Raw genomic sequence first — 24231 nt, 5'->3', positions numbered from 1 at the left:
TCAGTCAAAATGTTTCCCAGTTTTCATCATGTCCGGTCGTCGCGGCGCGGGTACGCGTGGCCGCCGGCTCAGCGGCTGGCGCACGATACGTGGCTTGCGGGGTGACCGTATTTCCAGCGAGTGAAGCGAGACGAAACGCCGAGACGGCCATCTTCAGACGGCTCGCCTGGTCTTCCAGCGCAGCGGCCGCCGCGGCGGACTCCTGCACCAGAGCGGCGTTTTGCTGTGTCACGCGATCCATTTCCGATACCGCCAGGGCTACCTGGTCGATACCACGACTCTGCTCATCAGAGGCAGAGGCGATTTCACCCATGATGTCCGTTACGCGGGTAACGGCATTCACGATGTCATTCATGGTCTCCCCTGCGCTTTCCACCAGCACGGAGCCGGTATCGACGCGGGAAACCGAGTCTTCAATCAGGGCTTTAATCTCTTTCGCCGCGTTAGCGCTGCGGCTGGCGAGATTACGCACTTCACCGGCCACCACCGCAAACCCGCGCCCCTGTTCACCCGCACGCGCGGCCTCAACGGCGGCGTTCAGCGCCAGGATATTGGTCTGGAAGGCAATGCCGTCGATCACGCTGATGATGTCAGCGATTTTCTTCGAGCTGTCGGCAATTTCATGCATGGTTTTCACCACACCATCCACCACCCGACCGCCACGCTGCGCCGTTTCGGACGCACTTTCTGCCAGCTGAGAAGCCTGACGCGCGTTATCCGCGTTCTGCTTCACGGTGGCGGTGAGCTGTTCCATGCTGGCCGCGGTCTCTTCCAGCGCGGAGGCCTGTTGTTCGGTACGGGAAGAGAGATCGTTATTGCCCATCGCAATTTCGCTGGTGCCGGTATAGATGGCATCCGTGCCGCTACGCACGTTGGCAACGGTATCGATAAGCGAACGCTGCATATGGTCTACGCTGTTAGCCAGTTCGGTGATTTCGTTACGCCCGGAGACGGTCAGCGTTTTGGTCAAATCGCCGCTGGCAATCTCGCGGATATGGGCAATGACGCGACCCAGTGGGTTCAGCAGGCTATGGCGAATGCCGTACCATACCGCGATCAGCACAATGGCCAGCGCCAGCGCCATTACCGCCATCTGCCATTTGGCAAAGCGGTAATCATTCTGGCTTTCCGTAAAGGCCGAGTGGTAGAGATCTGCGCTGGCTTTGGCGTATTCACTCAGCGCCGCGCCGAGCGCGTTTTGCATTCCTTGTGTCGGCTGGGCGAAATAGGCGTCCATGTTGCCGCTCTCCAGGAACTGGATAAGCTCCGTCAGACCGGCATAGTAGGCGTTATATTTTTCATCGATATTCTGGCTCACCTGCTCCATGGCAGGCTGCGGGGCGATCTTCTTAAAGGCGTCGTAATGCTTTGCGGCATCCGCAAGGGTTGCGCGGGCATTTTTCAGCAGATCGGTTTTCGCGCTGCTCTGCTGATTGTTGGGATCCATCATCATGCGGGCGGAGGAGCGGCTCAGGTTGATACGCGTTTGCAGCATCAAATCCCACGTTGACGTGAGTTCACTCTGCTGCAGGCGCAGATCGTTTGAGGCGGCGAAACTGTCCTGATTCTGTTTTAACGACGAGAAAAAAAGCCCACCGGAGATAAGCTGAAGTAGTGCGAAAATGACCAGCACCATCATGAGCATTGTGACAACGCGGATACGGTTCAACATACAACACCTTCTCATAGATTTATTAACGGTGTTATCGGCACAGGCCACAGGAACTTTACATTTGCGAAAGGGAAAAGCGCGGGGGTTAGAACGCCACGTCAACAATCAGCGTATCGGTATAGGTTCCGGCGGGGGGTGAGACCTGCCCGGTCAGGACTTTGGCGGTGTAATTGTAGGTACGCAGTAATCCGTCGGTACTGACCTGGGACGAGGTCGCACTGGTCCAGCGTTCGGTGCCGCTGCTGCCCCAGCGGTTGGTGGTGGCTTCTTTATAGATGTCGTAACTCATGTAGTTACTGCCGCTCACCATGCGACGAACGTTGTTCAGCGCGTTGGCACCATTGTTAATCCCTATGGTATAGGTACTGCCTTTGGTGCAGGTGACGGCGATGGCCTGCGAGACGGTGGGAAAACTTTGTACTAGCGGCGCGCTGTTGAAATTCACGTCCGGCGTGGTCATGGTGCTGCAGTCGTTAGTGACGGTCATGTTGAGAAGGATCGTGGTGGTGGCCGTGCCGGTTTGCGGCGTCAGGCAAAGTCCGGCAGCGCCAACGGCACAGACGTTGTAATTGATGCTGAATGTCAGCAGCACCTGATACGGCCCGGCCGAGACGTTCTGCCCCGGCACCGTACGGAAATAGAGCGGAATGTTGTAGCGCTTCGACCCCAGCAGCCCGAGCAGCGTGTTCCCGCTCCAGGTATAGGCATTACCGATCTGCACTTCGCTGCTACCGCCACAGCCGGAGGCAGCGCACAGGCGCGTGGGTATGACATCGGTAATAGCCGCATTGTCCGTGCGCTTCAGGGTGGCGCGACTGTTGGCGAATATCGATGCCGAGGTGTAAGTCAGCGCCACCGAGTCGTTGGTAAGCAGGTTGAGGACCGTATCGCAGGCCACCACCAGCGTGCCGGTGGTTTCCACTTCCCCGGTTCCGCTCAGCGCGAACGAGGTCACGCTGCCAAACGACGCATTCACCGTACTGACGGTGCAGGCCGCGCCGCTGGCACCGGAGAAGAGCAGCAGAATCACCAGCAGATAACGCGTCACCGTGCCTCCCGACATACCAGCGGCCCGTAGGTTTGCAGCCTGTGTTCCGGGTTCGCGCCAATGGTCAGCGTCGCCTGGCACCGTTTGCCCGTCGGGGTGATCACCTCCAGCGAATTGACGTCGCTAAGATTTTCCAGCCAGGCGATCCCGTCATAACCCACCACCGCGTTGCTGCGTGAGGCACGTCTGACCTGGCTGCCCACCGGAATGGCCTGTCCCTCGGCATCATGCAGAATGACGCTTGCCACCCGCTCCTGCTCCATCGGGAAGTCCACCAGATAACCACTGTGGCGGCGGATCGCAATCCGGCGTTCGGTCTCTTTCAGGCGCGTATCGGCAGGCAGATTGAGGGTGTCAATGCGGTAACTGGCCGGGTAATAGGCCGACACGCCGCTCACCAGCAGATAGCCGTTGCGATTCGTTTTGCCGACCGGCTGATTCTCGTAGCTGACGGGCACATCCGGTTGACCATCGGTGCTGATCACCACAAAGGCGTCGTTGATTTTATTCGCCGCAAACAGCTCGCCGTCCATCAGCACAATGGAGCCCAGCGCCTCGCTCCACCAGGTCATCATGTCCTTTTCACCGTAGGCCCCGCCCTGCACTTCGATATTATTGTTACGCCAGCCCAAGGTTCCCTGCTGATAATTGTTCGCCCGCGACTGATGCGCCCATGCCATGTTCCAGCTTAACCCGCCATCGGAAGGCATGGAGTGGTTGTAGTTGATGCGCTGCGTGTTGCCTGCCTCCGGCGTGTTTTCGAAGGTGACCGCGGCGCTGTCCCGTTCCCCAAGCGGGACCTGTAGCGAGAGTGCAACCGTCCAGTCGCCCCGCTGCTGATCACGGCTTGCGGCGAGGTAAAGACTGCTCGCGCCCCACAGGTTGCGGCTCCATGAGAGGTTTAGCAGTTCTGTTTTCTGGCTGTCAAAACTCTCCACACCGATCCAGGCAGCCCCGATATTGCCGTACTGCCCAAGATTAAAAGTCAGGGAATATTGATCGGTATTGCGGCTGAAGCTGGCGACAGGCCGGTCGTTTTCGTCATAGATCGTCGGCTGGTCATAGAGGGCCAGGTTGCCAAAACCGCGATCGCGTCGCGTATGTTGAGTGGCAAGGCTAAAATCGCTGGTGCTGTACTGATAGCCCCAGGCGATCTGCCCGCCCTCATCGCCGCGCATCCGGCTTTGGGTATACGCGGTATTCACAACGCCAAAGTGCCCGAGCTTCACCACCGTCCCGGCCCCGCCCAGCGCCAGCGACTCCGCCCCTTCCGCGTGAGCTTCAAGGGTCAGCCAGTCCGCTACCCCGTAGCGATAAGAACCGCTGCCCGCCGCCGGACCATAATCAAAATTGTCGATCCCGTAGTTGCGCCGCAGGCTTCCCAGCGTCACCGCCCCATCGCTCAAGCCGCGTTTAAGCAGTTCGCTGGTGACATAGAACGGCAGCGTAGTGCTCACCTGCCGTCCCAGCGCATCGGTGGTGATCAGCACCGCGTCCCCGGCCCCGTTAATATAGGGCAGATTCGTCAGGGTAAAGGGGCCCGGCTGAAGCTGCGTAGAACCAGACCGATAGCCATTAATAAAGAGATCGACCGAGGTGGGAACCGCTGCTTCCCCGGAGAATTCCGGCAGCGGCCAGGTCACCAGATCCGGGCGCAGGGAGAAGTCACGCCCGTAGCTTATCCCACCCATACGCACGCTGGAGCTCCAGCTCAGGGCATCGCTGATCACATCCCCGGCTGTCCAGGTGGTGGCGTCCTCTTCATTGGTGACCAGCAGGGTGGTGTCATAGCGCACATATCCGGCCTGCTGGCCGTCATCGCCAGCGAAATTTTTCCGCACATAACCGGTAGAAGAGAGCGAGCCGCGTTCATTGAAGTAGCGGAACTCATGCCACAGAGAAGCCTGGCCACCCACGTGTTCCGTGTGGTTAGTATAAAGATCGTAATTCAGCAGCGCCCCGCGCCCAAAGTGAGGTTTGCTTTGCGCGGTTTGCCCGCCAAAAGAGGTCACCCGGGAGGCCACCCATTCGCGGGGCACGCTGAGCAGCAGACGCTGTCCGGCGCTGTCGTACTCCACGCGAACCTGAGCAAGCGATGAGAGATCCACCTCGCCGGTCGGCACATGCTCCGGCGGCAGCCCGGCACGCAGCAAATCGGCGCTCGAGATAAAGTAAGCGCCTTTACGCTGCGTCACGGGCACCACCAGACCGGTATCGTAGTGGTTCACTATGAGGCCAAGCTGAAAAACCGCCTCATCGCTCACCGCCCGGGCCTCGGGAGGCGGCGGTAAACTGTCATCGCCGGGTTCTGCCCAGGCGCTGGTCGTGACGCAAAGCAGGATCATCATCGCCGGTTTCAGTTGACGGGCGTCGACTGCCATTGTTCATCCCTGGCGTTAATCTGCGCGCGCATCTGGTCTGGCTGCCGAATTCCGGCCGGGATGGCCCAGCTGCGGGTACTGCCCGCCAGCACGTAGCCCAGCAATCCCTCAGCAACAGGACGTTTCTGCCCGCCCTGCACCAGCGAAACCTGACTGAGCCTGACGTGTACATCGCCCCGGTTGTTAACCTCCAGGTGAGGCTGTCCGCCCTCATTTTTTACCCGCCAGCTGAGGTTGTGCGTATCCACAAACGCATGGTGCGCCCCCTCTTTGCTTGTCGGGATCCCCTGCCCATAGACAAAAAGGGGAATGGAATAACGCATCTGCAGTTTGAGACCAATAGCCGGTTCGGCTTTGTTGTCCGGCTGAGGAATTTCATCGACAATAATGCGGTAGGCCTGCTCGACCCCCACCGGAACCGTCCCCTGTTTGATAAGACGAATAAGCTGCTTGCTGCCCGCTGCGATGGTGACAATTGGCGGGCTGGCCACCACATCCTGCTGGGCACTGTAACGTTCGAACCCGCCCTCCTGCTTCCAGCGCACAATGCGTACCTGCATGGTGGTTGGGCTGTTTCCTTGATTCTGGATCCACAGTTCCGTGGCTTTGGCATCAGCCGCCAGCCACGGATCGATAGGCCATAACAGAATGGTCGCGGCGGCCTGCACCTGGCCTGCCGCCACGGCCATCACCCCCAGCAAACTTCCCAGACATATGCGCCTGAAATATGCCGTCATCGACGCTCTCCCTTTATCACCATGACAAGGTCACGGTAAGTTGATCAGAATAGGTTCCTGCCGGGCTGAACCCGGTCAATAGCGCCACGCCAAACAGCGGCAGCGCGATGTTATTGCTGTTGGTATAGGTCACCGGAATCGCCTGGTTGACCCCTATTTCGCTGTTCGCCGCAAGTGAACTGCTGCTGTAAAGCCGGTATCCCACCACGTCGTTCCCGCCGTTACGCGTCATTCGCCGCACGGAGGCGTAATTCTGCCCGCCGTTAATACTCATACTCAGCGCCACGCCTGGCGTACAGGCGATCGAGAGTGCCCCGTTTGGTACGAAGCTGGTGCTCACCGGAGCACTCTCCACGCCGGTATGGGTACCGAAGTTCAGCGTGCCCAACAGCCCCCCACTGCCGGTGCTCACCGCGCATCCCGGCACAATGGTCGCGCTGACCTTAAATGACTGCGACGTGACGGCCATAGCGGCCGGCACCAGCGCCAGCCCGAGGATCAGCGTAAAAAAAAGATGCACGATCCCCTCTGCGCAGTGGCGCAGACCTGAAAAAGCGGTCTTCATGGGCTAAGTGGGCTAATAGGTTACGCTGACATTTATGGTGTCGGTGTAGGTCCCCGGTACCACCGTAACGCTGTTTCCGCCGCCGGTAATACGCCCGTAGAGGGTGTAACTGTCCACCCCACCGGCCGTGGACGCGATCGGCAATGCCGCGTTATTCGCCACAACGTTATTAAATCCGCTGTCGCTATACAGGCTGTATGCCACACCCTGCGCCGTGTTGGTGGTGTTGATCAGATAGCGGGCGGGTGTCCCCGTCGTGCCAACGACGGTGCCCGGCGCAGTGGAGTTAGTATTCCCGGTTATCGCCACCGTGTAGCTGGCGGTTGTACATTGAATCGTGAAGGTGTTTCCGCCGCTGGCACCGGTCAACTGCGTCGTCAGGGTGGAAAAGGTTGCAGGATGGGTCCCGAAATCCAGTGTCCCGAAGTTAATGCCGTTTTGGGTGGGCGATCCATTAATCAGACACCCGTTTGTCAATGTCAGCGTCGCGCCGATAGTGCCACTACTGGTGACCGCCAGCGCCTGATGGGCGGTTGTCGCGGTTAACAGAATGCCAGCGCAGGTCAAAAGGCGTTTTCTTTTCATTTACCACCCTCCAGAAGACGTCTCCGTTCACGTACAACAATTTAGTTTTAACGTTCAAGATGTTAGCCCCGCTTAATGTTCCTCCGAGGGGGTTATTGAGAATTTAGTTTATGGTTATCGCTTCGACCACTGGCGGCCATGTCAGTCCCCCCCTTGTCCGATTGACAGAGAAATGATTTTAGAAACATTGGGTTATTGATTTATAAACGGAATTTACCGACTGTTGCCTGAGGATATATCCCATTAAAGTGTGATAAGCATCACAATATATCGTCGCGGCATTAGCAACAAAATTAATAAAATTTAAAAAGGAGTTGTATCTCCCCCCGCTTTACTTCAATTTATGTGCCGAATAATTTCCCGCGCAGTAATAAAAAATCCATATATATCGGCGCGGGCGACATCTACAGCGCATAGGGGTCTTTTTCGTGGCAAGTGCAAACAAACTTACGCTCTTCATCGTGATATTCATGCTGGCGGGTATTCTTTCAGGGGCGGCCATTCATGAATACGCATCTGCGGATGCCATCAAAACCTGGTCGGATAACATTACGCTTCTCACCGATATTTTCCTGCGACTGATCAAAATGGTGATTGCACCGTTGGTCTTCAGCACGTTGACGGTGGGCATTATGAAAATGGGCGAAACCTCGACTATTGGCCGCGTAGGTGGTAAAGCGATGGTATGGTTTATCAGCTCATCGGTGCTTTCTATTCTGGTGGGGCTGTTTATTGTCACTCTGGAGCATCCAGGCAGCGGTCTGAACCTGACGATCCCCACTGAAGCAGTGGATACCGGGCTGGCCGTCGGCGGCATGACCCTGAAAGCGTTCCTCTCCCACACCATTCCGACCAGCATTGCCGGGGCGATGGCGAACAATGAAATTCTGCAAATTGTGGTGTTCTCCATGTTCTTTGGCATCGGCGGCGCGTCGCTGGGCCAGAAATTCAACGCCCCGCTGGTCGCGGCGCTGGATGTGGTATCCCATATAATGCTGAAGGTCACGGGCTACGTCATGTATGTTGCCCCGCTGGCGATTTTCGCCGCGATCTCGTCGGTGATTGCCACCCAGGGTCTCGGCATTCTGCTGAACTATGCCTCCTTTATTGGCGGCTACTATGTGGCGATCCTGCTCACCTGCATGGTGTTGCTGGCAGTGGGTTACATGGTGCTGAAAAAAGAGGTGTTCCGCCTGCTCAGCATGCTGAAAGATCCGGTGCTGGTCGCCTTTACCACCAGCAGCTCCGAGGCAGCGTATCCGAAAACCCTTGAGCAACTGGAGCGATTTGGCTGTTCGCGCAGCATCGCCTCTTTCGTCCTGCCAATTGGGTATTCCTTTAACCTGGTCGGTTCGATGGTCTACTGCTCTTTTGCCTCAATGTTTATCGCTCAGGCGTACAATATTCATTTGAGTTTCTCTGAGGTTACCGTTCTGATGCTGACGCTGATGCTGGCATCAAAAGGCATTGCGGGGGTACCACGCTCTTCGCTGGTGGTACTGGCGGCGACCATCCCAAGCTTTAATATTCCGGTGGCGGGTATTCTGCTGCTGATGGGGATCGACCACTTCCTGGATATGGGGCGTTCCGCCATTAACGTGCTGGGTAACGGGATTGCAACCGCGATGCTGTCGCAGAATGAAGGGGCGCGGGAAGCTGAAGCGGAGCTGGTAGAGCAGGAAGTGTAAGAGTACAAAAGGGGTGTGGCCTGATGCCCTCACCCCACCCCTCTCCCACCGGGAGAGGGAGCAAACACAAAAAACGGCAACCTGGATTGCCGTTTTGCATTTACCTACGCTACATGGTTCGCCGCGATATCCAGCAACGCCATCTCTTCGCTGTTCAACAGCTTCTCAATGTTCACCAGAATCAACATACGCTCACCCAGCGCACCCAGCCCCGTCAGGTACTCGGTAGACAGCGTGACCGCAAACTCCGGCGCCGGACGGATTTGGTCAGACGTCAGTGAGAGCACGTCAGACACACCATCCACCACGATACCGACCACGCGTTGCCCCAGATTGAGGACAATCACCACGGTATTATCGTTATACTCCACATCGCCCTGGCTGAACTTCACGCGCAGGTCAACGATAGGCACAATCACGCCGCGCAGGTTGGTGACGCCTTTAATAAACGCTGGCGTGTTCGCGATGCGGGTAACCTGATCGTAACCACGAATTTCCTGCACTTTCAGGATATCGATGCCGTACTCCTCATCGCCTAAAGTGAATACCAGGAACTCCTGTCCTGATGGCTCGCCCGCCAGTTTCGTTACATTACTCATACCGGTCATGTTCTTACCCTTTACTTAATCAGGCGGCTGTGTACGCCACACGTTGTTCACGATTTAATCCCTGAAGCGCCGACACGTCGACGATCAGCGCCACGCTACCATCACCCAGAATGGTGGCGGCAGAAATACCCGGCACTTTGCGGTAGTTGCTTTCGAGGTTCTTCACCACCACCTGGTGCTGACCAATCAACTGGTCAACCAGCAGCGCGTAGCGGCGACCCGCACTTTGCAGGATCACGACGATACCCTGCGTGGCCTCTGTTTTCGCCCCGTCGACTTCGAAGACTTTCCACAGTTCCACCAGCGGCAGGTATTCCCCGCGCACTTCGAGCACACGCTCGCCACCTGCCAGTGGGTGCAGATCTTCTTCACGTGGCTGCAGTGATTCCATTACCGCGTTCAGCGGCAGAATGAAGACTTCGTCCGCCACTTTCACCGACATACCGTCGAGGATCGCCAGCGTCAGCGGCAGTAAAATACGAATGGTGGTACCAGAACCTTGCTTAGACTGGATTTCGACGTGGCCGCCCATTTCCTGAATGTTACGCTTCACCACGTCCATTCCCACGCCGCGTCCGGAGACATCCGTTACCTGCTCGGCGGTTGAGAAACCCGGGGCGAAGATCAGCATGCCCACTTCTTCATCGGTCATGTTTTCGCTGACCGCCATCCCCTGCGAAATCGCCTTCGCCAGGATACGCTCGCGGTTAAGGCCCGCGCCGTCATCGGTTACTTCAATACAGATGTTCCCGCCCTGGTGCTCCGCAGACAGGATCAGGTTACCGACCGGGGATTTTCCGGCGGCGATACGGTTTTCCGGCAGTTCGATACCGTGGTCCAGGCTGTTACGCACCAGGTGCGTTAACGGATCGATAATGCGTTCAATCAGGCTCTTATCCAGCTCGGTGGAGCTGCCCATCAGCGTCAGTTCAATCTGCTTATTGAGTTTACCGGCCAGGTCGCGCACCAGACGCGGGAAGCGGCTGAAGACGTATTCCATCGGCATCATACGGATGGACATCACCGATTCCTGCAGATCGCGGGCGTTACGCTGTAACTGCCCCATGCTGGTAATCAGATCGCCGTGCGTGACCGGGTCCAGTTCGTTAGAACGCTGGGCCAGCATTGACTGGGTGATCACCAGCTCGCCGACCAGGTTGATCAGCTGGTCAACCTTCTCTACGGCAACGCGAATACTGGTCGATTCGCTGGAGCGCGCCGCCGGTTTTTCACCACGGCCCGGGGCAGCAGCCTCTTTAGGAACGGCTTTCAACGCCGGGGCAGCAGGGGCGACCGCGGGCGCAGCAGCCTGAGCCACAGCGGCAACCTCCCCCACTGCAGCAGGCGCGTCAACGGCAACCGCTTCCGTTTCAAAGGCGATTTGATCGGCTTCGATAACAAAACACAGCACTGCCACGATGTCGTCCTGGCTGATACCGTCATCGAGCGTCGCAGCAAGGCTGTCTTTGCCTTTTACCACGTTGCTTAATGTCGCCAGGTTACCCAGCTCCTCTTCCAGCAGGTTGACTTCGTTCTCTTTCAGGCGCGACAGCACAACGCGCAGTTTCCCCGCTTTAGCGGCGGCAGGTGCTGCATCTTCAGCCGCTGGCGCATCAACAACGCTCAGTTTGGCTGCAGGAACAACGGCTGCGGCGACCTCACCTTTTGCTTCCAGCGCAAGCTGGCGCAGCGCATTGCAGATGTATTCAAAGCTGGCGGCATCAGGCTCTGCCGAACTTTTATAGGCGTCGAGCTGTTCCTGCATAATATCTTTGGTTTCCAAAAACAGGTTGATAATGTCGGTATTGAGCTGCATCTCACCGCGTCGTGCTTCATCAAGCAGGTTTTCCATTAAATGGGTGGTTTCCTGCAGGATGGTAAATCCAAATGTTCCGGCTCCGCCTTTAATGGAGTGCGCAGCGCGGAAGATGGCATTGAGCTGCTCGGAGTCTGGCGCTTCTGGCACCAAATCCAGCAAATGTTGCTCCATATCCGCCAACAATTCGTCGGCTTCATCAAAGAATGTCTGGTAAAAATCGCTAATATCCATGCTCACGCTATCACCTCGGATTGGCTGGTGGCGATGTTGGAACGGCAGCCGAAGGAACGGCCCCAGGCTGTTTTAAATCGTCCAGTGACTCATTCTGACTTTCGGCGTTTTCATGCAGGATGGCCTGCTCCGCCTGCTGGTTCAGCACTAAAAGACTGATACGACGGTTGATGGCGTCATCCGGCCCGCGGTCGGAGACACGCATGGTTGCTGCCATGCCGACCACGCGCAGTACCTTGCCATCATCAAGCCCACCCGCCACCAGCTCGCGACGCGAGGCGTTGGCACGATCGGCAGAAAGCTCCCAGTTGCTGTATCCCTTCTCGCCCGTGGCGTACGGGAAGTCATCCGTGTGGCCTGACAGGCTAATGCGGTTTGGAATACCATTCAGCACCGGGGCAATGGCGCGCAAAATATCGCGCATATAGGGTTCAACCTCGGCGCTACCGGTTTTGAACATCGGGCGGTTCTGGCTATCAATAATCTGGATACGCAGCCCTTCCTGCACCAGATCGATCTTCAGATGCGGTCGCAGCGCGCGCAGTTTCGGGTCCGCTTCAATCAGCTGATCGAGATCGCCGCGCAGTTTTTTCAGACGCGCCTGCTCCATCTTTCTCTTCAGTTCGTCGATGTTCGGCTCTTTTTTCACCTCACCCTGCTTCTGGGTGTAATCATCGCCGCCACCGGGGATCGGGCTGTCACTGTTAGAGATACGCGGCCCACCGGAGACCGCAGTCGCCAGCGGCGTACGGAAGTATTCCGCAATCTGAATCAGCTCTTTCGGGCTGGAGATCGAGATCAACCACATCACCAGAAAGAAGGCCATCATTGCGGTCATAAAATCGGCGTAGGCAATTTTCCAGGAGCCATGCGCACCGTGCCCATGCCCCTTATGCTTGCGCTTTTTTACGATGACGATCGGATGGGACTGGTTTTTCATGCGTCCTCAGTTGTCGTCTGTTGGTTTGGGTTTTTCACCGCACGCACGTGTTCTTCAAGCTCGATAAACGACGGACGCTCGCTGGAGTAAAGCGTTTTACGGCCAAACTCAACCGCGATCGGTGGCGCATAACCGTTGAGGTTAGAGAGCAGCGTAATCTTCACGCATTGCATCATTTTGGTGGTTTCCGCGCTCTTCTGACGCAGAACGCTGGCCAGTGGAGAGATAAAACCATACGCCAGCAAAATACCGAGGAAGGTCCCCACCATGGCGTGGGCAATCAGCGCCCCCAGCTCTGCCGCCGGGCGATCCGCCGAGGCCAGCGCGTGAACAACCCCCATGACCGCCGCCACGATACCGAAGGCCGGCAATGAGTCCCCCACCAGCGCCAGGCTGTTGGCCGGCACTTCGGATTCGCTCTCGTGGGTTTCGATCTCTTCGTCCATCAGCGCTTCAATTTCGAAGGTATTCATATTGCCGCTGATGATCAGGCGCAGGTAATCGACAATGAAATCCAGCATCATGGCATCGGCAAGGATGCGCGGGTAGCTGGCAAAAATCTCGCTCTCTTTCGGGTTTTCGATATCCCGTTCCAGCGAGAACATCCCCTGCTGGCGCGACTTCGCCATCAGGCGATAGAGCAGAGCCAGCAGATCCATATACATGCTTTTGGTGTATTTCGAGCGACGGAACAGCAATGGAATAGCTTTCAGCGTCCCCTTGATCGATTTCCCGTTGTTGCCAACGATAAAAGCCCCTACCCCTGCGCCGCCGATGATAATAAGTTCAGCCGGTTGATAGAGTGCTCCAAGGTGCCCGCCGGTCATCATGTAACCGCCGAAAACTGTACCGAGAACTACCAGGTAACCTAATAAGATAAGCACGACATCATCCTTCCGCTAGTGACTATGGCAAGGACGTTCAGCTCGCAGCGTTTACCGAATCCAGGATAAAAAAAAGCAGCGGTAATGGCTTACCGCTGCTGGAATCTTTCCCACACGTTCGGGTTAAACAGCTTGTTCGATCTGTTCATCCAGCAGTTGTGGAATAATATCGGCAGCATCCCGGGAAAGTTTACGTCTTTTTACTGCACGGGATGGCGGCTGACATAAACTACAGGCGAAGCTGCCTGCAGGCTGATGAGCATGGGTAATGAAATTGCCATCGCAGCAGTTGCAGCGCGACAATTCAAGCATTCCGCTCTCAACAAAACGCACCAGCGTCCATGCGCGGGTCAGCGCCAGCAGGGGACCCTCTTCCTGCTGTGGGCATTGTTCAAGGTAAAGTTTATACGCTTTGATTACGGCATCGACGCCGCTACACAAACCGGTTTTGAGAAGGTACTGCCAGGCATTACAGAACATGGAGGCGTGAATGTTCTGCTCCCAGGTCATAAACCAGTCCGTTGAAAACGGCAACATTCCTTTCGGTGGGGGACTACCACGTAACTCTTTGTACAGTTTGATGAGACGACCACGGCTCAACTGAGTTTCGCTTTCCAGCATTTGTAAACGAGCACCCAGTGTAATCAGCTCCATGGCCAACTGTATGTCACGCGCTTCCTGAACAATGCTTTTCTCGCTCATTTCTACGCTCTTTTTTTACGGGCTGCGTCATCAGGCTGGCTGATTTCGTTGAGCAAGCGGGTGGAGAGAAGAATACCGGTATGGATCTGTTGCAGATCGTCCACACGAGATTCCTGTGTCAGCCGCGTGATAGTCTGAGGATTATCGAAGCGGAACTGGCAAACCAGTTGATTCGTTTCAGCCAGTTTAACCATTTGCGGCAGGGTTAACCCGCCCAGCATGGTTGCCATCTCTTCGTTAATACCTAAACGAAACATCGCGGACGCTTTGTCCTGACTAATCAATCGCTGCGCGAGCAGTAAATATGACAGGTTGATGTCATAGATATGTTTTAGCAACTCGGATGTATGCATTTTTCCCATCCCGAATAACCAACTATTATTTTTATGCGGAAAGACCGCACCCCGTGATGTCGCCGGGAAAACACCCGGTATTTAAAAAAAAGGCTAAATGCATAGTTGAATTTAGGTTTGTATTCTGCAAAACGTGCACCAACGAAGCGCGGATGCGCTTCTTACATGTTTTATCATTTCTTACAAATAACTAAGATTTTTCCTAATTCGACGCAAACTCTACTCGTCAGTTTTGACACATACAATGCAGCCATCCTCAAATTTAAAAAAAATGTGATCCATGTCACATAATTTAAGTGAATATCATCCATAAATCCATCAGTGAGACTTGTAATTTGTTCATTTTTTAACCAATCAAGACCATTTTATATTCTTTATGGACGAATACTCATGCAGAAGTGCGAACAGAAGGCGCATGGCGATTGCTTTTTTGAGCAATAGCGACTACCGCAACAATTCACACGCTATACATCTCAGGGCCACATTTTCATTACCTATGAAAAACATACAGTTATGCTTGAGGGGTAAAAAATTTGTTTCAAAGCGTGATCATTCACATTGCGTCTATAACGCTTTAAAACGATTTAACATCACGCGCATCAAAATGTGTGATTTACGTTAAGTTGTTAATTTTTTTCATTTGCACGCGGTTTGGCGTTATTCTTCTTATAAGAATAATTAATGAATAATTATGAGAAGCTTCACACTAATGTCGTATTCACCTCTTGCAGAAGTGCTGATTTCGCGGTAATGCTGACACAGACGCGGTTTTTCAGACAGCTAAGGAGTGCGTGATGAGTTACTCCCATCTTCTTGTTTCTGTTGCAGTTTCACCGGAAAGTCACCAACTCGTTGCCCGGGCGGTGTCCATCGCCCGCCCGCATAATGCGCGCATCAGCTTAATTACCCTTGCGGCCGAACCCGAGATGTACAATCAACTGGCAGCCCCCATGCTGGAAGATATTCGTGGGGTATTACAGGAAGAAACGCAGCAATTTCTGCAGGAGCTGGTGGAGAAAGCGCAATATCCCATTTATCAGACCGTCATTGCGACAGGTGAACTGAATGCGCATATTCTCGACGTATGTCGCAAAGAGAAAATTGATTTAGTGATATGCGGTAATCATAACCAAAGCTTTATTTCACGGGCGGCCTGCGCGGCGAAATCGATAGTCGCCTCAAGCCTGGTTGATGTGCTGTTGGTGCCTCTTGGGGGTCGTTAAACCCCCAGAGGAATATCACGCCAGTTTAGGGAAAGTCGCGATCTTTTTTTGCAGAACGCCTTCATGGCTTTGCGGCTCAATATTACGCAAATCGCGAATAAAACGTGCCTGCCAGTGATTAATATCGTTCTCGCGGATCGTATCCATCATTTCCGCATGACGGGAAATACGTTCCGTCAGGGGCATCGTCAGAGCACGGTTGAGCGCGTTCGCCACATCATCCCGGTCGTAAGGGTTCACGATGAGCGCTGAAGTGAGTTCGTTCGCGGCTCCCGCAAACTGAGAAAGCACCAGCACCCCCGGATCGGCTGGATCTTGTGCCGCCACATACTCCTTTGCCACCAGGTTCATCCCGTCGCGCAGCGGTGTTACGAGGCCGACGTCAGCATAGCGGAACACCTTCATCAGGATCTTACGGTCAAAGTGTTGGTTCAGATAAAACAGCGGCGTCCAGCCCAGCTGACCGTAGCGGCCGTTGATGCGCCCTGCTTCCGTCTCCAGTTGATGACGAATATCCTGATAGGCCTGCACTTCCCCACGCGACGTAGGTGCAATCTGCGTATAGCGGATTTTACCGTGGTGCTGCGGATATTTATCCAGCAGCGTTTCATACGCCAGGAAGCGCTCCGGTAGCCCTTTGGAGTAGTCGAGACGCTCCACCGAGAAGATATTCTTCACGTGTTTCAGCTCGTTTTTAAGCTGCGCCAGCTTCGGCGGCAACGGACCAGACGCTTGCTCAGCAATCTCATCCGGCTCTATCCCAATCGGATAGACTTCGGTATAGAACGTTTTACCCCAGGCCGTATGCGTTTTGCCCCCTTTCGTCATCAGGCGTGTTTTGCCCGATACCGAATCCAGGAACGCAATGCGGTCATTCTCAGTCTGGAAGCCCAGCAAATCGTAATCACACAGCGCTTCCAGCAGCTCTTCATGCGGCGGCAGCGCGGTAAAAATTTCCGGTGTCGGGAACGGAATATGGAGGAAGAAGCCGATGCGGTTGTTGACTCCGCGTTTTCGCAGCTCGCGGGCGAAGGGAAGCAGATGATAATCGTGGATCCATAAAATATCGTCTTCCTCGATTAAAGGCAGCAGTTTATCCGCCAGCAGCGCATTGACGCGGCTGTAGCCTTCAAACGATTCTCGCTGGAATTTGACCAGGTCCAGACGGTAGTGGAACGCGGGCCACAGCACGGCATTCGAGAACTGGGAGTAGTACTCGTCATAATCTTTCTCTTTCAGGGCGAATGACGCCCAGGTGATGTTGCCGCGCGTCACCTTTTTAAGTGGTTTTTCTTCCTCACTGATGTCACCACTCCAGCCAAACCACAGCCCGCCAGCAGCTTTTAAGGCACCTAATACCCCCACCGCCAGCCCACCTGCACTGGCTTTTTTATCGTCAGGCGGTGCGATACGGTTAGAGACGACGACTAAGCGACCCATAATGGTTTCCCCCTTTGTTTTGCGCTATTTGTTGTTGTTGCTGGTTAGCGATGTCAGATATCCACTGCCAGACGCTGGCCACATTTGCCAGACGCCATTCGGCTTCAGTGTCACCAGGCCCAACCTTCACGGAGATCCCTCCGGCCTGATTCACTACACGAAACCCGGCCTCATCGGTCAGGTCATCCCCAAGAAAAACGGGCGTCCGGCCCTGGAAAGGCGGCGTTGCCATAAACGCGGCGATCGCTGCCCCTTTATTGATCCCTTTCGGTTTAAGCTCCACGACGCATTTACCCGGCTGCAGCGCCAGCTCAGGATGCGCCTGCGCGACCCTGGCGGCGAGCGCAAGCACGGCCTCTTCATGCTGCGGTGCCTGGCGATAGTGCAAGGCAAAGGCCATCCCTTTGGCTTCCAGCTCCGTGCCCGGCAGTTCAGCCAGTGCAGCAGCGAGCTGCGCCTGCAGCTTTTCGATTAATGCATCGGGGAGTGAAACGATGTGCTTGTGATCATGGATGTCGCGGCGCTCCGCTCCGTGTACACCGGCCAGCGGAAAGTGGTAAGGACTGGCGAGCAAATCCAGCTCGGCCATTGAGCGCCCTGATATCAATGCCAGTGCTCCCTCATTCATTTGCGAGAGCTGATGCAAATCCTGTAATACCGCCTCCGGGATAACCACCTGGTCGGGGTGCGGTTTTATCCCGGCGAGCGTGCCGTCGAGATCGAAAAAGAAAGCATAGTGTCCGGGCAGTACAGGCGGTGCGGTTAACAAGTCAGCCACCCTGGTCCTCCTTACGGTTTACGAGAGGTAAACGCCTTTACCTCTTTCATAGCCATGTAAGTATAGACAGTGTGACGTCGCTCGCCATTTGACAACCGCCCCGCCAGCGGAACTGGCGGGGCGGTTCAGGCGTCAACTAAGGTTATTAGTTGAGCAATTAAAAGGCAGGAAGAACGTTACACGGTACGCTTCGCTTTTTGCTTGTAACGGTCGAAAATCACGGCTGCGAGCAGGATCAGGCCACGAACCACATACTGGGAGAACGGCGAAATATTCAGCAGGTTCATGGCGTTCTCTACTGTCCCCAAAATGAGGATACCGGCCACCACATATGAGATTTTTCCGATGCCACCTTTCAGCGAAACCCCGCCCAACACGCAGGCTGAAATGACGATCAGCTCGTACCCAATGGAGGTCATAGGCTGGCCGCTGGTCATGCGCGATGCCAGAATAATCCCCGCTGCCGCCGAGACCAGACCGGAGAGCACAAAGATAATGATCTTAGTGCGCACCACCGGTACGCCCGCCAGCCGCGCCGCTTCCTCATTACCGCCGATCGCCAGGGTATTTCGGCCAAACGTGGTGCGGTTAAGCAGGAAGCCGAACAGGATCAGACAGGCCACCGTCAGCCAGATTGGCGCAGGCAACCCCAGCCAGTTCGCATAGCCCAGGGTGAAGAAGCGTTCGTCTTCAATCCCCACCGCTTTACCGTCGGAGATGATATAGGCCAGACCGCGCACAATCTGCATGGTCGCAAGGGTGGTGATCAGGGCGTTAATCTTCAGGCGGGCAATCACAAACCCGTTAACCAGACCGCTGATAACGCCCAGCAGCAGACCCGCCAGCACGCCAATCCACAGGCTTTCGGTCATGTTGATTACCACCGCCGTGGTGACGCCAGCACAGGCAATGACGGAGGCCACTGACAGGTCGAAATCGCCCGAGGCCAGACAGAACAGCATCCCGCAGGCCACCATACCGGACATGGAAATGGCCAGCCCCAGCCCTTTCATATTAATGAAGGTGGCAAAGTTGGGCACAAAAATCGCGCAGGCGACAAAGAGTGCGGCAAAGACCACCAGCATGCCGTACTGATCCCAGATGCGGCCAAAACTGAAGGCCGATTTCGATTTCGGCGCTCCGGATGTAGTAACAGAGGACATCATTAACTCCTTACTCAGGCGACAGCCTGGCTAACTTTCGGCATGGCGAGACTCAACGCCTGTTGTTCATTCGCCTGTTCATGAAGCAATTCACCGGCGATTTCGCCCTCACGCATCACAACAATGCGGTCGGCCACGCCGAGTACCTCAGGCAGATCGCTGGAGGCGAACAACACCGCCACACCGCGTTTTGCCAGCTCATAAATCACGTTATAAATTTCGTGTTTCGCCCCCACATCGATGCCGCGCGTTGGCTCATCCAGCAAAATGACCTTCATATCCTCCGACAGCCAGCGGCCTAAAATCGCCTTCTGCTGGTTACCGCCGGAGAGATTCATGATCAGCTGTTCCGGGCCCGGGGTTTTGATGTTCAGCGAACGGATATGGTGGTCGGCGTTGCTCTCCTCCCAGCCGTCGTTGATCAGGCAACCGGCGCGAATAAACTTCCGCCGCGCGGAAATATTGATGTTGTCACGTACCGAGTGCACCGGAATAATGCCCTCCGCTTTGCGGTCTTCCGGGCAGAGCATCATCCCGGCCTGGATGGCATGTGCGGGCTTCTGGATATCGACCCGCTGCCCGTCAATGGATACCTGCCCTTCGGTGATGCACGTACCGCCAAACAGGCCTTTCATTAACTCGCTACGCCCTGCGCCCACCAGACCAAACAGCCCGACGATCTCCCCGCTGCGCACCGAGAGCGAGATCGGCGTTCGCACACCCGGCGCTTTAACGTTTTCCAGCTTCAGGCGCTCAGGGCCGTATTCGCGTGGCTGCCAGTGATAGATATCTCCCAGCTCGCGTCCAACCATCGCCTGAACGAGCTGGTCATGATTGACCTGCTCCATATCGGTAAAGGTGCGCACGTAGCGGCCATCTTTAAAGACGGTGATGGCATCGCTTAAGGCAAAAATCTCTTCCATACGGTGCGAAACATACAAAATAATGCGGCCTTCTTTACGCAGCTCGCGGATCACCCGGAACAGGTTTTCGATTTCACGCGCGGAAAGCGAGCTTGTCGGTTCGTCGAAGGCAATGATCTTGGCGTTACGCGCCAGCGCCTTGGCAATTTCTACCATCTGCCACTGGCCGATGGAGAGATACTTCAGTGGTGTCTGGGGATCGACATCCAGACCCAGATGTTTCAGCTGCAGCCCCGCTTCGTAATTAAGTAGCGAACGGTTTACCACGCCGCTTTTGTGCGGGAGCTGGCCTAAATAGATGTTTTCCGCCACCGTCATCTCAGGGATCAAATGCAGTTCCTGATAGATGATGGCCACCCCGGCGTTGAGCGCAGCGGTGGTATCAGCAAACGCCACCTCTTCGCCGCGAATGGCCAGCGTGCCGGTGGTTGGCGTGTAGTTGCCGCTGAGGATTTTCAACAGCGTGGATTTTCCGGCGCCATTTTCGCCCATCAGGGCGTGAACCTGACCGGCATAGCAGTCGAAGCTGATATCGGTCAGCGCGTTAACACCGGGAAAGGTTTTCCCGATACCGCGAAAAGAGAGATACGGATCAGACTGTCGCATAACGTCTCCGTGATTCCTGTAGTGTGTACGTCTGGCCCCTCGCGGTTCGCGAGGGGCACAATCACCGCGTATTACTTACCGCCCAGTCCTTTTTTCGCCAGCTCCTCTTTGAAGTTGTCGCGGGTGATCAGCACCACGTCGGTCACTTCAGTAAACTTCGGCGGTTCCACCCCTTTGGTGACCCAGTTGTAGAGCATTTCGCTGGATTTATAGCCGTGTACGTCCGGGCTTGGCAGCAGTGAGCCGTAGAAGCCCGTCGCCTGCGCTTTAGAGAGCTCACTCACCGCGTCAACGCCGTTGATGCCGATACCGATCACATCAGGCGCTTTGAAGCCCTGACCTTCCGTTGCGCGTACGCCGCCCAGGACGGTGTTATCGTTCATGCCGACCACCAGCCAGTGCTTCACCTCTGGATGTTGAACCAGCATGGAGTTGGCGGCGTCGAAGGCCCCCGGAATGTCGTTGGATTTTGTCGGCACTTTATAGATCTGTTTTTCCGGGAAGCCGGCCGCTTTCAGCGCATCCATTGACCCGGTGGTACGACGGCGGGCGGTGTCCAGCTCGTCGGCGGTGATAGCCATCACGGCGGTATCTTTCACATCCCAGCCGCGTTTCTGCATCTCTTTATAGAGTTCCTGGCCCTGACGTTCGCCAATTTTGGTGGCCGCCATCATCACCAGCGGCACGCTGTCCATCGGTTTGCCCTTGGCGTTGACGAACTGATCGTCAACCGCAATAACCTTCATGTCGTAACCGCGCGCTTTGGCTGCAATCGCAGAGCCCAGTTTGGGATCCGGCGTACAGATAACGAACCCTTTCGCCCCACTGGCCGCCAGGCTGTCGATAGCGTTCAGCGTTTTTTCACCGTCAGGCACGGCGATTTTAATGACTTCAAAACCTAAATCTTTCCCGGCCTTATCGGCGAATTTCCATTCGGTCTGGAACCAGGGTTCTTCCGGCTGTTTTACCAAAAAACCGAGTTTTAAATTCTCAGCGATAGCGGATTGTGACATAACGGCAGCCAGACCGATGGCCGCCAGCGCTTTAGTAAATTTGTGCATGGTAAACTCCAGCATTAGCGTTCTTTTCTGTAGGGAATATTTGCGTACTTCTTATTTAATCGGACTTAAAACAAGGCATTAGCGCTTACCTCGTCATAAGCGTTAGTGCTGGTGATAGTTTTAGCGGGAAATTAATCATCCATAAGAGAGCGCCATCACACCGCAGAATTACAGTAATTGCGTACATAAATTCAGCGAAAAATGACATAAAAACGGCAGTATTTGTCGGACAAATGAAACCGAGATAAGCAGAATTATCCATAAGATCAGCTAAGAAATCCCTGATACCCAAACCCCCGCGCTCCGGGCGCGATCGCGGTACGGCGTTACCATCATCAGGAACTATGTAGCACTGGCGTTGCCGCAAAATATATTTTATGGCGTTATTCTGCGAAAATTGATTTAGCGCAATTTAGTCGGCGCATCATATATTTGAAATAGTTAATCCTGAATTAACTATTTCTCAGAGCATTATTCCGGCTCACTATTCCCATTGGGTGAATATCGATATTAAAATAGCTAAAAACCAGTAATTTCAAGGCATTGGATAAATCTTATTTTATAACAACATGTTGTTATTTTTGTACTATATTAAATTTTGTAATGTATGGTAAAACGCACCAATTAAGAGTTTTCTTAAACACCGAGCAGGGGTATGCTTATTTATATCGAACACAGGAAGTGATTATTCGGTCGACTTTTGTCACTGCAGAAATGCTTTTCTGCCACTTACTCGTCTTAACCTGCCCGTTCAGGTTTTGTTACGGACATCACACTAACAGTCTATAAGGATATTGGTATGACTACCCAAACGATGATGCAAAAACTCAATGCGCAGATGAACCTGGAGTTCTATGCGTCGAATCTGCACCTCCATTTGAGCGAGTGGTGTTCTGAGAACCGTCTCAACGGTACCGCCACTTTTTTTCGTACCCAGGCACAAAGTAACGTCACCCATATGATGCGCGTCTTTAACTTTTTGAAAGGCGCAGGGGCAAATCCTATTGTCAAAGCCCCGGATGCCATTAATGGGCACTACTCCTCGCTGGAGGAGTTATTCAGGAAAACACTTGAAGAGTATGAGCAACGCTGCGCCACGCTGAATAAACTGGCGGATGAAGCCAGGGCTCAGCATGACAGCGCAACACTGCAGTTCCTGCGCGATATGGACAAAGAGCAGCAGCAGGACGGCATTTTGCTTAAAGCACTGGCGGATGAGCTCCGCAACGCGCAACAGTCCGGGTTATGCCCGGAACAGACCGACCGTCACCTGCTCGATCTGGTAACAGTACAGCACCACTAAGCTTTTCGCCTGCTCCCGTTCGGGAGTGGGCCTCTTTTTCACAGCCAACCTCCTGCTTTTTAAAAGATTTAACAAATCAGATCTCGCTCTCAATGATTATCCCTACAACATGTAATGATTTATTTAATTACATAATTAATGACGAGGGAGCATCATGATCACCATTGAGTTTATTGTCATCCTCCTGTGCCTGCTGACAGGCACGCGTTTTGGCGGGATGGGACTGGGGCTGATAAGCGGTATCGGTCTGTTTATTTTGACGTTTATCTTTGGTCTGCAGCCCGGTAAACCGCCGGTTGATGTGATGCTGACCATCCTCGCTGTGATCGGGTGTGCGGCCACCCTGCAGACGGCAGGCGGGCTGAATGTGATGATGCAATTTGCCGAGCGCCTGCTGCGCAAGCATCCTCAGCACATCACCCTCCTCGCCCCCTTTACCACCTGGATGCTGACCTTTCTCTGCGGTACCGGCCATGTGGTGTACACCATGTTCCCGATTATTGCCGATATCGCCCTGAAAAAAGGGATCCGCCCGGAACGTCCGATGGCCGTGGCGTCGGTGGCATCGCAAATGGCGATCACCGCCTCCCCGGTCTCCGTTGCCGTGGTGTCGCTGATTTCCATTCTGGCCGCCCAGCACGGCATTGGACACGCGTGGGGGATCCTTGAAATTCTCGCCGTGTCGGTTCCCGCCTCGCTGTTCGGTGTGACCATTGCCGCCCTGTGGAGTTTACGCCGCGGGAAAGATTTAGCCGATGACATGGAATTCCAGGAAAAGCTGAAAGATCCAAAACAGCGCGAGTTTATCTACGGCGGAACCGAGACGTTGATGAACCAACGTTTTCCGAAACAGGCCTACTGGTCAACGTGGATTTTCTTCGCCGGGATCGCGGTGGTGGTGCTGCTCGGGGCATTGCCTGAACTGCGTCCGGCCTTTGAGGTGAAAGGCAGAATGACGGCGCTGTCGATGAACCTTGTCATTCAGATGATGATGCTCATTGCGGGTGCGGTGATGCTGGTCACCTGCAAGGTCAATGCAGCGACCATTTCTAACGGCGCGGTCTTTAAAGCCGGAATGGTGGCGATTTTCTCGGTGTTCGGCGTCGCGTGGATGAGTGATACCTTTTTCCAGGCACATCTCGACGAGCTAAAACTGGCGCTGGAAGGGGTCGTGAAAAGCCATCCGTGGACCTACGCCATCGTGCTTTTCCTGGTCTCTAAACTGGTGAACAGCCAGGCGGCAGCGTTGACGGCCGTGGCGCCGATGGGGTTAATGCTGGGTATCGATCCGAAAATGCTGATCGCTTTCTTCCCGGCGTCGTATGGCTATTTTGTTCTGCCCACCTACCCAAGCGATTTGGCCTGCATCGGGTTTGACCGTTCAGGGACAACCCGTATCGGCAAATTTATTATCAACCACAGCTTTATCCTGCCGGGGATAATTGGCGTGAGCTGTGCGTGCGCGGCGAGTTATCTGTTGGTACAGACCTTCTTTTAAACGCTTTCGGGCGACAGGCACTG

21 protein-coding genes are annotated in these 24231 nt (G+C 54.8%); 4 read left to right on the top strand and 17 right to left on the bottom strand.

Going from position 1 to position 24231, the window contains the following annotated elements; all coding sequences use genetic code 11:
- Positions 1-4: 4 nt before the first annotated feature.
- The 6 genes from tar to ACOTZF_RS12895 all read right to left on the bottom strand — a co-directional run bounded on the left by tar (position 5) and on the right by ACOTZF_RS12895 (position 6988).
- Complete coding sequence (gene tar, locus ACOTZF_RS12920; RefSeq protein ID WP_013096061.1) at positions 5-1672, bottom strand: methyl-accepting chemotaxis protein II; 1668 nt, start codon at positions 1670-1672, stop codon at positions 5-7.
- Positions 1673-1757: 85 nt separating this feature from the next.
- Positions 1758-2720, bottom strand: coding sequence for a Csu type fimbrial protein (locus ACOTZF_RS12915; protein ID WP_129252425.1), 963 nt, complete (start codon positions 2718-2720; stop codon positions 1758-1760).
- The gene (locus ACOTZF_RS12910; RefSeq protein WP_129317749.1) at positions 2717-5101 is read right to left on the bottom strand and encodes a fimbria/pilus outer membrane usher protein; all 2385 of its coding nucleotides are present in this window, start codon (positions 5099-5101) and stop codon (positions 2717-2719) included. The genes ACOTZF_RS12915 and ACOTZF_RS12910 overlap by 4 nt, the downstream gene beginning before the upstream one ends.
- A complete protein-coding gene (locus ACOTZF_RS12905) occupies positions 5077-5838 on the bottom strand; it encodes a fimbrial biogenesis chaperone (protein WP_038419938.1) in 762 nt (253 codons plus the stop codon). Before ACOTZF_RS12905 ends, ACOTZF_RS12910 begins: the two co-directional genes overlap by 25 nt.
- 16 nt (positions 5839-5854) lie before the next feature.
- A complete protein-coding gene (locus tag ACOTZF_RS12900) occupies positions 5855-6403 on the bottom strand; it encodes a Csu type fimbrial protein (protein WP_028027938.1) in 549 nt (182 codons plus the stop codon).
- Positions 6404-6415: 12 nt separating this feature from the next.
- Positions 6416-6988, bottom strand: coding sequence for a spore coat protein U domain-containing protein (locus tag ACOTZF_RS12895; RefSeq protein WP_013096056.1), 573 nt, complete (start codon positions 6986-6988; stop codon positions 6416-6418).
- 428 nt (positions 6989-7416) lie between these two features.
- Between ACOTZF_RS12895 and ACOTZF_RS12890 the strand changes: the two genes are divergently transcribed.
- A complete protein-coding gene (locus ACOTZF_RS12890; protein ID WP_023620134.1) occupies positions 7417-8676 on the top strand; it encodes a dicarboxylate/amino acid:cation symporter in 1260 nt (419 codons plus the stop codon).
- A 104-nt stretch (positions 8677-8780) separates the two neighbouring features.
- On the opposite strand, the gene cheW is transcribed toward ACOTZF_RS12890, so the two are convergent.
- The 6 genes from cheW to flhD all read right to left on the bottom strand — a co-directional run bounded on the left by cheW (position 8781) and on the right by flhD (position 14213).
- Positions 8781-9284 carry a chemotaxis protein CheW gene (cheW, locus tag ACOTZF_RS12885; protein ID WP_013096054.1) on the bottom strand — a complete coding sequence of 168 codons (504 nt, stop codon included), beginning with the start codon at positions 9282-9284 and terminating at the stop codon, positions 8781-8783.
- A gap of 19 nt (positions 9285-9303) precedes the next feature.
- Entirely contained in the window at positions 9304-11340 is a 2037-nt protein-coding gene (gene cheA / locus ACOTZF_RS12880; RefSeq protein ID WP_129252418.1) for a chemotaxis protein CheA, read from the bottom strand.
- A gap of 4 nt (positions 11341-11344) precedes the next feature.
- Positions 11345-12274: a flagellar motor protein MotB gene (gene motB, locus ACOTZF_RS12875; protein WP_013096052.1), complete on the bottom strand. Its 930-nt coding sequence runs from the start codon at positions 12272-12274 to the stop codon at positions 11345-11347.
- Entirely contained in the window at positions 12271-13158 is an 888-nt protein-coding gene (gene motA / locus ACOTZF_RS12870) for a flagellar motor stator protein MotA (RefSeq protein ID WP_008500417.1), read from the bottom strand. Before motA ends, motB begins: the two co-directional genes overlap by 4 nt.
- A 123-nt stretch (positions 13159-13281) precedes the next feature.
- Positions 13282-13860, bottom strand: coding sequence for a flagellar transcriptional regulator FlhC (gene flhC / locus ACOTZF_RS12865; protein WP_013096051.1), 579 nt, complete (start codon positions 13858-13860; stop codon positions 13282-13284).
- Between the two features lie 2 nt (positions 13861-13862).
- Positions 13863-14213, bottom strand: coding sequence for a flagellar transcriptional regulator FlhD (flhD, locus tag ACOTZF_RS12860; RefSeq protein ID WP_013096050.1), 351 nt, complete (start codon positions 14211-14213; stop codon positions 13863-13865).
- A gap of 794 nt (positions 14214-15007) precedes the next feature.
- Between flhD and uspC the strand changes: the two genes are divergently transcribed.
- Positions 15008-15436 (top strand): universal stress protein UspC, encoded by a 429-nt coding sequence (gene uspC / locus ACOTZF_RS12855; RefSeq protein ID WP_040019960.1) that lies wholly within the window; start codon positions 15008-15010, stop codon positions 15434-15436.
- Positions 15437-15451: 15 nt separating this feature from the next.
- Here the strand turns inward: uspC and otsA are convergent, their stop codons facing one another.
- The 5 genes from otsA to araF all read right to left on the bottom strand — a co-directional run bounded on the left by otsA (position 15452) and on the right by araF (position 21407).
- Complete coding sequence (otsA, locus tag ACOTZF_RS12850; RefSeq protein ID WP_062728734.1) at positions 15452-16876, bottom strand: alpha,alpha-trehalose-phosphate synthase; 1425 nt, start codon at positions 16874-16876, stop codon at positions 15452-15454.
- Positions 16851-17654 (bottom strand): trehalose-phosphatase, encoded by an 804-nt coding sequence (gene otsB / locus ACOTZF_RS12845; protein WP_058650813.1) that lies wholly within the window; start codon positions 17652-17654, stop codon positions 16851-16853. The genes otsA and otsB overlap by 26 nt, the downstream gene beginning before the upstream one ends.
- Before the next feature lie 176 nt (positions 17655-17830).
- Positions 17831-18817, bottom strand: coding sequence for an L-arabinose ABC transporter permease AraH (gene araH, locus ACOTZF_RS12840; RefSeq protein ID WP_013096046.1), 987 nt, complete (start codon positions 18815-18817; stop codon positions 17831-17833).
- Between the two features lie 14 nt (positions 18818-18831).
- Positions 18832-20346: an L-arabinose ABC transporter ATP-binding protein AraG gene (gene araG / locus ACOTZF_RS12835; RefSeq protein WP_048970809.1), complete on the bottom strand. Its 1515-nt coding sequence runs from the start codon at positions 20344-20346 to the stop codon at positions 18832-18834.
- A 71-nt stretch (positions 20347-20417) separates the two neighbouring features.
- A complete protein-coding gene (gene araF / locus ACOTZF_RS12830) occupies positions 20418-21407 on the bottom strand; it encodes an arabinose ABC transporter substrate-binding protein AraF (protein WP_028027935.1) in 990 nt (329 codons plus the stop codon).
- Positions 21408-22206: 799 nt separating this feature from the next.
- Here araF and ACOTZF_RS12825 point away from each other — a divergent pair.
- Both ACOTZF_RS12825 and ACOTZF_RS12820 read left to right on the top strand, forming a co-directional pair.
- On the top strand, positions 22207-22710 hold the full coding sequence (locus tag ACOTZF_RS12825) for a non-heme ferritin-like protein (RefSeq protein WP_020687625.1): 504 nt from the start codon (positions 22207-22209) through the stop codon (positions 22708-22710).
- A gap of 154 nt (positions 22711-22864) precedes the next feature.
- Entirely contained in the window at positions 22865-24208 is a 1344-nt protein-coding gene (locus ACOTZF_RS12820; protein ID WP_129252416.1) for an anaerobic C4-dicarboxylate transporter, read from the top strand.
- Positions 24209-24231: the final 23 nt, after the last annotated feature.

Origin of the sequence: Enterobacter cloacae complex sp. SHL021, assembly GCF_049237765.1 — a bacterium.
Lineage (GTDB): Bacteria > Pseudomonadota > Gammaproteobacteria > Enterobacterales > Enterobacteriaceae > Enterobacter > Enterobacter cloacae.
This window is presented reverse-complemented; position numbering and strand designations above follow the sequence as displayed.